Below are 7,717 nucleotides of genomic sequence, written 5' to 3'. Positions count from 1 at the left end.
GTCTCCACCGGCGTGGCGATCAGCCCGTCGGGGGGGGCGGGCGCGGCCCCCCAGCCGGGGGGGCCCCCCGCGCGCGGGGGCCCCCCCGGCGCGGGGGGGGGCTGGGGCGCCCCGCCTGCCGCCGCGCCGACAGCGCCCTCTTCTTCCACCCGGCCGGTGAGCGCGGCGCACCGCACCAGGAGCGCGACGACGCCGCGAAGCGGGTCTGCGACGACTGCCCGGTGCGCCGCCCCTGCCTGGCGTACGCGCTCGCCGCCGGCGAACGGTACGGCGTCTGGGGCGGCCTGACGGAGGACGAGCGGCGGCGGCTGCGCGTACGGCTGCGCCGCCGCTCCCGCCAGGCCCCCGGGCTGCCCGGCCGGGCGCCGGGACGGCCCTGACGCACCGCCGCCGACGCGGGCGGTGTGAGGGCCCGCAACGGGGGCAGACGACCGGCGTCCCGGAGGAACCGGGACCGGACGACGGGAGATGACCGTGACGATCCTCTGGGCCCTGGTGGCCGGCCTGGTCGTGGGCCTGCTGGCGAAGCTCGTCCTGCCGGGCCGCCAGCCGGTACCGCTCTGGCTGACCATCCTGCTCGGCGCCATCGGCGCCCTGCTCGGCAACACCCTGGCCTCGTATCTCGGGGTCCGGCACACCGACGGCATCGACTGGATCCGGCACCTGCTCCAGGTGGGCGTCGCCGCGGTGCTGATCGCGGCGCTCACCCCGGTGTACGCCGGCCGGCGCCGCTGACCCCCGCCGCCCGGTGGCCGGCCGGCCCCGGTGGCACCACCCCGTCCGCCACGATGCGAAGGAGAGCGACATGAACGACCTGTGGAACCACCGCCCGGAGAGCGGTTGGACGGACGGCGCGGACCTGATCGGCTACGCGGTCGAGGCCTCGGACGGCCGGATCGGCAAGGTCGACCGGCACTCGGCGGACACCGACGGCGCCTACCTGGTCGTCGACACCGGTCCGTGGATCTTCGGCCGCCAGGTGCTGCTGCCGGCCGGCACGGTCACCGCGATCGACCACGAGGAGCGGACGGTGCACGTCGGCCGGACGAAGGACGAGATCAAGGGCGCGCCCGAGTACGTGAGCACCTCCGCGGCCGTGCCGCCCGAGTACGTCTCGGCGCTCGGCGGCTACTACGGACCGCTGATCTGACCGCCCGGCACTCCCCGGCGGCGCCGTCGGCGCACCGGGGACCGCCGCACCGAAAGGGCCTCCCCCCGGGGAGGCCCTTTCCGGCTCTGTGCTCGGCTCTGTGCCCGGCCCGGTGTCCGGTTCGGTGTTCCGTCCGGCGGTCAGTGCCGGGCGTGCGCCCGCGGTGTCCGGCGGGCCGGCCCGAGGACGGCGTGCCGCTCGTCCTCGGTGAGGCCGCCCCAGACGCCGTACGCCTCCCGGGTGCGCAGCGAGAACGCCAGGCACGGCTCGCGGACGGGGCAGCGGGCGCAGACCCGCTTGGCCCGTGCCTCCCGGGCGTCGTGCGCCGCGCCCCGCTCGCCGGGCGGGTGGTAGAACAGGTCGTCGTCGGCCTCCCGACAGGCGGCGCGGAGCTGCCACTGCCAGGCGTGTCCGGCGGCTCCGGGCAGCCGTGCGGTGTCGGTCATGAGGCCTCCTCGGTGCGGCGGGGGCGGTGGCTGCGGGGAGCGGGGTGCAGCGGCGCGGACGCCGCGCGGTGTCCCTCGGGGACACGGGCGAGCGCCTGCCAGGCGCCGTGCCGGAGGGCGAACCCCAGCCGGTCCAGGACCTCGCGCCCGGTCAGCCGGCGGGCGGGTGCGGCGGGGAAGGTCACCGGGCACCTCCGTGCGGGCCGGCCGTTGCCGGTCGTGCTCCGTGCGCCATCGTCGTGCTCCCTCCGGGCGGCCCGGCCGCCGGTCGGCGGTCGCGGTGCGGCGCGCCTACCCCGCTCCGCGGGGTGCACGCCGGGTCCCCGCGGGTTTCATCGGGCGGATCCGGGTGAGAAGCAGGCCGTCACCGGGTACGGTGCCCCTGGTCGGCCGACCGGAGGCCGGCCCACGAGGTGCCACGGAACGGACGACCGGTCGGCGGAGCCGCCGGCGGTCGCATGCGGAGGACACGGAGACGATGGGCAGCGGTGAGCGGGGTACGGGTGCGGACCACCTCACAGAGGCGGTGCCGCCGGTCAGGACGGCGCAGGGCCCGGCGGGGGCACTGGTCTGCTCCCTGGCCGGGGACCTCGACCTGGACGGACTGGCCGGCGTCGAGGGGCCGCTGCGGGACATCGTGGCCTCCGGACCGGGGCTGCTCTGCGTCGACCTCTCCGAGGTCGGTTTCTGCGACTCCTCCGGTCTCAACCTGCTGCTGAGGCTGAGGCTGGACGCCGAGGACTCGGGGGTGCCGCTGGTGCTCGCCGAGCCGAAGCCGCAGCTGACCAGGTTGTTCGAACTCACCGGGGCCGGTGCGGTCTTCCGGATCTTCGACTCGGTCGAGGAGGCGTGCGCGGCCGGATGAGCACCGCGCCGGGCCGTTCCGGAACGGGCGGCCCGCGGGCAGGGCATTGCAGGGTTGTGCCGGATTTCCACCAGGGTGAGGACATGAGCAGCAGTTCGCAGACCGCCGACGGGCCCGTCGTGGGGCAGCGGCGCCGCTACCTCTTCGGTTCCGCCGGGCAGGTCCGCCTGGCGCGCGAGTTCACCGCCAAGGCGCTGCTCGACTGGGGCCTGGCCGACGACGAACTGCTGGACGAGGACGTCCGCCTGATCGTCTCCGAGCTGGTCTCCAACGCCTGCCTGCACGCCGGGGGCCCGATCGAGCTCGTGCTGGCGATGACCGGGACGGCCGTGCGGGTCGAGGTGTTCGACGGCGGTGCGGGGATGCCGCAGGTGCGCAGCCCGCACAGCTCGACCCGGCCGGGCGGGCACGGACTGCACATCGTCGGCCGGCTGAGCTCCGGCTGGGGCGTGGCCGAGGCCGGCGAGGGCAAGGCGGTGTGGGCCGAGGTCCCGCTGCCGCCCGCGGACTGATCCCGGGCGGGCCGATCCGCGGCCCCGCGCCGCGCATGCCCGTGCGGATCCCGGGCAGGCGGCGGACGACCGCTTCGGACGTCCCAGGGAGTCGTAACGTGAGGATCGCGCAGGCCGGCGCCGCATGCATACCCGTCCCCGTACCGAGCGTGGTGCCGCTGGTGCTGCGCTACGACTCCGAGGACCCCTACGCGGTGGTGCTGGACTTCCCCGCCGACGGCCCCGGCGGCGGGGCGGGCGGCGGTGAGGGCGACGTGAGCTGGCGGGTCTCCCGGGAACTGCTCTGGGCGGGCGTGCGCGGACCGGCGGGCGAGGGCGACTTCCGGCTGCTGCCCTTCGACGACCGGCTGACCGGCCTGGAGTTCCACAACCCGCACGGCGTCGCGCTGGCCCTGGTCGAGACGGCGGACCTGCGGGGCTTCCTGCGGGCCACCGCCGATGCCGTTCTGCCGGGCACCGAGCACCGGCACGTCCGGTGGCCGGACACCGTCGAGGCACTGCTGGGCAGCGCCGGATCCTGAGCCGGTCGGACGGCCCGGGGCCCGCCGGTCAGGCGGCCGCCGGGGTGCGCCGCAGCGGCAGCACCGCGTGCACGACCGTGCCCGAGCCGTCCCGGCGGACGCCCCACTCGTCGGCCACGGCCCGGACGATCGCCAGCCCGCGCCCGGAGACGGCGTCCGGGTCGGGCTCGCGCACCACAGGGCGGCCGCGGCCGCCGTCGCGGACCTCGATGCTGATCCACTCCGGGCTCACCGCGAGCCGCAGCCCGATCGGCGGGCCGCCGTGCCGCACCGCGTTGGTGACCAGCTCCGACAGCGCGAGCTCGGCGTCGGCCAGGCCGGCCGGCGCGACGCCGCCCAGCACCTCGCCGACCGTGCGCCGCAGCAGCGCGCGCGCAGCCCGCGGCGCCCCGGCCGCGTGCGGCACGCGGACCGTCCGCCGCCCCACCCGTTCCTCCGTCGTCATCGTCCGCACCGTCCTCTCGCGTCGGCGGCCCTCTCGGTGTGCTGCTTGCCGCGTTCGCGCCGCGCACACCTGCCGACCGCCGCTCCCGTCACTCCCGCCAGGCGAGGTGGAGGATCGCGAGGTCGTCGGAGTGCCGGCCGCGGTTGAGCCGGTCGGCGGTGGTGACCAGGTGGTCCAGCAGGACGTCGGGCGGCAGCGGGCCGGCCGCACGGACCAGTTCGAGCAGGCCGTCGGTGCCGAGCCGGTCGGGCCCGTCGCCGACGTGGCCCTCGATCAGGCCGTCGGTGAACAGCATCAGCGCCCCGGCCGGCGGCAGGGCGATCTTCGCCGCCTCCCAGCCGCCGTGGCCGGGCATCATGCCGAGGGCGATGCCGTGCGGTGCGTCGGTGCCGGCCCAGCCGTCCCGGGTGTGCAGCAGCGGCGCGTGGTGGCCGGCCAGGTGGACGGTGGCCGCCGAGCGGTCCGGGGAGAGCGTCAGGGTGGCGCAGGTGGCGAAGACGTCCGGGCGGGTCCGCTCGGCGGCCAGCACCTGTTCGAGCAGGGCGAGCAGTTCGGCGTCGCGGTGCCCGGCCAGGGTGAGGGCGCGCCAGGTGATGCGCAGGCAGACGCCGAGGGCGGCCTCGTCCGGGCCGTGGCCGCTGACGTCGCCGATCAGGGTGTGCAGGCAGCCGTCCGGGGTCTGCACCACGTCCAGGAAGTCGCCGCCGAGCAGGGCGCGCTCGCGGCCGGGCAGGTAGCGGCTGGCCACCGTGACCTCGTCCGAGGTGAGCAGCGGGGCGGGCAGCAGGCCGCGTTCCAGCCGGGCGTTCTCCTGGGCGCGGATCTGGTTCTCGCGCAGTTCCGCGGCGGCCCGGCCGGCCTCCTTGCGGTGCACCGCGTAGCGGACGGCGCGCTGCAGCAGCGGTGCGTCGACCAGGCCCTTGACCAGGTAGTCCTGGGCGCCGGCGGCGACCGCGCGGGAGCCGGCCCCGGCGTCCACCAGGCCGGTGAGGACGATGACCGCGGTGTTCGGGGCGGCCCGCAGCACCGAGTCCACGCCGCCGACGCCGGAGGCGTCGGTGAGGTGGAGGTCGAGCAGCACGCAGTCGGCCGGCTCGGTGGCCAGGTGGGCGAGGGCGCCGGCCATGGTGGTGCGGTGCCGCAGCGTGTGGGGCAGGTCGGTGTCGGTGAGCATCTCCTCGACCAGCAGGGCGTCGCCGGCGTCGTCCTCGACCAGCAGGATGCGGTAGTGCTCGTCGGGCGCCTCGGCCGGCACCGCGGGCACGGCCGGGCGGGCGGCTGGGCGCGGGCGGGGGAGCGCGGCCTGCGCCGCGGGGTCGAGGGGGTTCACCGGCGGGCCTCCGGCAGCCCGGGGCCGGCGGCGTCGGCGGCGGCCGGGGCGTCGTCGGGGGCGGCCTGGGCCGGCAGGCCGGGCAGCGCCTCGCCGTCGTCCGGCTGTTCGGCGGCGGGCAGCGTGAAGACCAGGCGGGTGCCCGGGGCGTGCGCGCCGTCGATCCGGATCGTGCCGCCGTGGAACTCCACGATCTTCTTGCACATCGCCAGGCCGATGCCGTTGCCGGGATAGGCGTCGCGGGTGTGCAGCCGCTGGAAGATGACGAACACCTTCTCCTCGAACTCCGGTGCGATGCCGATGCCGTTGTCGGACACGGCGAGCGTCCAGCCGTCCTCCGAGCGCTCGGCGGACAGGTGGACCAGCGGCGGGCGCTCGGGGGAGCGGAACTTCACCGCGTTGCTGACCAGGTTCTGCAGCAGGATGCCCAGCTGGGTGCGGTCGCCCTCGACGACCGGCAGCGGGCCGTGCGTGACGACAGCCCCGGCCTCCTCGATCTGGACGCCCAGCGCCTCCTCGGTGGTGCGCAGCAGCTCCTGCAGGTCGACCCGGTCGTGGCTGCGGTGCAGCCGCCCGACCCGCGAGAAGTCCAGCAGGTCGTTGATCAGCGTCTGCATCCGGTTGGCGCCGTCCACCGCGAACGCGATGTACTGCCGCGCCCGGTCGTCCAGGTCCGCGGCGTAGCGGCGCTCCAGCAGCTGGCAGAAGCTGGCGACCTTGCGCAGCGGCTCCTGGAGGTCGTGCGAGGCCACGTAGGCGAACTGCTCCAGCTCGGCGTTGGAGCGCTGGAGGTCGGCGGTCTGGGCGGCGAGCAGGGCCCGGGCGGCGTCGGCGTCGGCGACCTCGTCGACCAGCCGGTGCCGCATCGCCTCCATGCTCGCGGCGAGGCTGCGCAGGTCGGCCGGGCCGGTCTGGCGGATCCGCCGGTCGAAGGCCCCGCCGGCGACCGCGTCGGCGTCGGCGCCGAGCCGGGCCAGCGGCCCGGTCACCCCGCGCCGCAGCGCCTCGAAGACCAGCACGGCGAGCGCCGCGATCACCGCCGCGATGCAGCCGAAGACCGTGTTGCGCTGGGCGCGCACGGTGCTCAGGGCGGCTCGGTCGGCGGCCCGCGCGCGGCGCAGGCCGTCCTGGAACCGGGTCGAGGCCGTCCGGATGGCGTCGAAGGAGCGCTTGGCGTCGTTCGCGTTCAGGCCGGCCTCGGCGACCGGCGCGCCGGGCGGCGCGGAGACCACCGGCCGCGCCGCGAGGCGCTGCCAGGAGGCGGCCGCCGCGGTGAGGACGGTCAGGTCGGCCGTGGCCCGGTCGTCGCCGGCCAGGACGCCGCGCAGCTCCGCCTCGGTCTGCTGCTGGAGGGCGAGGCCGCGGGTGTAGGGCTCCAGGAACTCGGGGCGCCCGGTGAGCCCGTACCCGCGGACGCCGGACTCCTGGTCGACCAGGGCGGTCTCCAGCCGGCCGGCCGCGTTCAGGGCCGGGGACGTCCGGTCGACCAGCCGGTCGGCGACCGCTCCGGCGTGGACGAAGACCGCGCCGCCGAGGGCGCAGAGCGAGGTGAGCACGACGAGGGCCGCGGCGACGCCGACCCGCAGCCAGCGCCTGGTCGTCCAAGGGGTCCGGTCGGCCCGCCCCGGGCGGTCCTGCGGTGCGGTCGGGCTCGCGGCGGTGCCCGCCGGTGAGTCTGCCACGGTCGTGTGCCTTCCGTCCTCGGCCGCCCGGCGGGTGCCGTTGGCCGCCGGCGTTCACGGCGGACGACACGTTAGCGTGCGTCCGGGCCCGCTTGTCGCCGATGGTGGTCGATCAATAGGGTTGCGCGTATGCCGGGTACCCGAAGAGATCCGTTTCTCACCGGTGGATCGCTCGACGGCACCGCCGGGCGTTGACGACACACCCCCTGCCGTCCCTCAGCCCGCAGTCCCGAGACCCGGAGCCGTGACATGACCACCGCCGTGCCCGCCAGCCCCTACCGCGTCCTGCTCGTGGAGGACGACGCCGCCGACGCGATGCTGATCGAGGACGCCCTCCTCGACGGCGGCGCCGTCCGCTCGATCAGCCAGGTGTCCGACGGCATCGCCGCCCTCGACCACCTGCGCTCGCAGGACGAGGCCCGGCCCGACCTGATCGTGCTCGACCTCAACATGCCCCGGATGAGCGGTACCGAGCTGCTCTCGGTGCTGAAGAACGACGACGAGCTGAAGACCATCCCGGTCGTCGTGCTGACCACCTCCGCGGCGCCGGACGACGTCTCCACGGCCTACCGGCGGCACGCCAACGCGTACGTGACCAAGCCGGTCAACCTCGACGACTTCACCCGCGCGGTCCGCAGCATCGACTCGTTCTACCGGGAGACGGGCGGGCGCGCGCCGCGCCCCGGCCACGCGCGCGCGCCCGCGCGCGGGGGGGCGCGCCGCGCGGCGCGCCCCCCGCGCGCGGGGGGGGGGGGTGGGTGGTGGC

The 7,717-nt window shown here is 76.6% G+C and carries 12 protein-coding genes; 7 read left to right on the top strand and 5 right to left on the bottom strand.

What is annotated here, in order from left to right; translation table 11 throughout:
• The 3 genes from ACFV0G_RS20520 to ACFV0G_RS20510 all read left to right on the top strand — a co-directional run.
• Positions 1-380, top strand: a 380-nt coding sequence (locus tag ACFV0G_RS20520) for a WhiB family transcriptional regulator (protein WP_380549516.1), incomplete at its 5' end; no start/stop codon positions are given.
• 94 nt (positions 381-474) lie between these two features.
• Positions 475-735, top strand: coding sequence for a GlsB/YeaQ/YmgE family stress response membrane protein (locus ACFV0G_RS20515; RefSeq protein ID WP_380549513.1), 261 nt, complete (start codon positions 475-477; stop codon positions 733-735).
• Positions 736-805: 70 nt separating this feature from the next.
• Complete coding sequence (locus ACFV0G_RS20510) at positions 806-1,150, top strand: PRC-barrel domain containing protein (RefSeq protein WP_380549510.1); 345 nt, start codon at positions 806-808, stop codon at positions 1,148-1,150.
• Between the two features lie 140 nt (positions 1,151-1,290).
• Here the strand turns inward: ACFV0G_RS20510 and ACFV0G_RS20505 are convergent, their stop codons facing one another.
• Both ACFV0G_RS20505 and ACFV0G_RS20500 read right to left on the bottom strand, forming a co-directional pair.
• Entirely contained in the window at positions 1,291-1,596 is a 306-nt protein-coding gene (locus tag ACFV0G_RS20505) for a WhiB family transcriptional regulator (protein WP_380549507.1), read from the bottom strand.
• On the bottom strand, positions 1,593-1,781 hold the full coding sequence (locus tag ACFV0G_RS20500; protein WP_380549505.1) for a hypothetical protein: 189 nt from the start codon (positions 1,779-1,781) through the stop codon (positions 1,593-1,595). The genes ACFV0G_RS20505 and ACFV0G_RS20500 overlap by 4 nt, the downstream gene beginning before the upstream one ends.
• 293 nt (positions 1,782-2,074) lie before the next feature.
• Here ACFV0G_RS20500 and ACFV0G_RS20495 point away from each other — a divergent pair, with 293 nt between their 5' ends.
• The 3 genes from ACFV0G_RS20495 (at position 2,075) to ACFV0G_RS20485 (ending at position 3,494) form a co-directional block, all read left to right on the top strand.
• On the top strand, positions 2,075-2,461 hold the full coding sequence (locus ACFV0G_RS20495; RefSeq protein ID WP_380549502.1) for an STAS domain-containing protein: 387 nt from the start codon (positions 2,075-2,077) through the stop codon (positions 2,459-2,461).
• 83 nt (positions 2,462-2,544) lie between these two features.
• Positions 2,545-2,973, top strand: a complete 429-nt coding sequence (locus ACFV0G_RS20490; RefSeq protein WP_380549499.1) for an ATP-binding protein — start codon at positions 2,545-2,547, stop codon at positions 2,971-2,973.
• A 98-nt stretch (positions 2,974-3,071) separates the two neighbouring features.
• The gene (locus ACFV0G_RS20485; protein WP_380549496.1) at positions 3,072-3,494 is read left to right on the top strand and encodes an SsgA family sporulation/cell division regulator; all 423 of its coding nucleotides are present in this window, start codon (positions 3,072-3,074) and stop codon (positions 3,492-3,494) included.
• 28 nt (positions 3,495-3,522) lie between these two features.
• Here the strand turns inward: ACFV0G_RS20485 and ACFV0G_RS20480 are convergent, their stop codons facing one another.
• The 3 genes from ACFV0G_RS20480 to ACFV0G_RS20470 form a co-directional block, all read right to left on the bottom strand.
• Complete coding sequence (locus ACFV0G_RS20480; protein ID WP_380549493.1) at positions 3,523-3,939, bottom strand: ATP-binding protein; 417 nt, start codon at positions 3,937-3,939, stop codon at positions 3,523-3,525.
• An 88-nt stretch (positions 3,940-4,027) separates the two neighbouring features.
• On the bottom strand, positions 4,028-5,203 hold the full coding sequence (locus tag ACFV0G_RS20475; RefSeq protein WP_380549519.1) for a PP2C family protein-serine/threonine phosphatase: 1,176 nt from the start codon (positions 5,201-5,203) through the stop codon (positions 4,028-4,030).
• 62 nt (positions 5,204-5,265) lie between these two features.
• Positions 5,266-6,951, bottom strand: a complete 1,686-nt coding sequence (locus tag ACFV0G_RS20470; RefSeq protein WP_380549490.1) for a CHASE3 domain-containing protein — start codon at positions 6,949-6,951, stop codon at positions 5,266-5,268.
• Between the two features lie 249 nt (positions 6,952-7,200).
• Here ACFV0G_RS20470 and ACFV0G_RS20465 point away from each other — a divergent pair.
• A partial coding sequence (locus tag ACFV0G_RS20465) for a response regulator (protein ID WP_380549487.1) occupies positions 7,201-7,717 on the top strand: 517 nt, incomplete at its 3' end.

Origin of the sequence: Kitasatospora sp. NPDC059571, assembly GCF_042735675.1 — a bacterium.
GTDB lineage: Bacteria > Actinomycetota > Actinomycetes > Streptomycetales > Streptomycetaceae > Kitasatospora.
The sequence above is the reverse complement of the archived record's forward strand: the minus strand, read 5'-3'. Positions and strand labels throughout refer to the sequence as shown.